A 460-nucleotide genomic window follows, 5' to 3' on the forward strand; every position below is an offset into this window, starting at 1 on the left:
GCCCCGAACAGCCCCAGCCGACTGGTCGGCCGCCAGGCGATCAACGCGCCGACCGCCATGTCAGCCAGCGCTCCGGCGATGACCGCCGGTTCCGCCAGCGGACCGATGGCCGTGCCGACCAGCAAGTCGACCCCGCGGCGCCAGCCGGTGGTCAGGGAAATGATGCCGGTCATGATCCAGAAGAAGGGCAGGACAGTAAAGATCGCCGGCTTGACGAAATAGAGACGGGCGAACCATCGCTCCTGCACCGTCGCGGGATTGAGCTTTAGCGCCGCTTCGAGGCTGGATGGTTGGATCCCTGTCGCTGTGATCCACGCCTGCGGGTCGCCGACAGCGCCCCGCACGATTTCCTTGGCCGCATTGCTGCGCATCGGCGGGCGCCAGCCGAGCAGAGCCGTCGCATCGCCGATCCGGTACAGGCTGGCCGCGACGCTTCCGGGCAGAGTGAACTCTCCAGCCG

General features: G+C 67.8%; 1 protein-coding gene. It reads right to left on the bottom strand.

Annotation, left to right across the window (positions count from 1 at the left end):
* On the bottom strand, positions 1-460 hold a 460-nt coding region (locus EN949_RS35635), incomplete at both ends, for a DoxX-like family protein (protein WP_281039805.1).

This window comes from Mesorhizobium sp. M7A.F.Ca.US.007.01.2.1, from assembly GCF_003998165.1.
Taxonomy (GTDB): domain Bacteria; phylum Pseudomonadota; class Alphaproteobacteria; order Rhizobiales; family Rhizobiaceae; genus Mesorhizobium; species Mesorhizobium ciceri.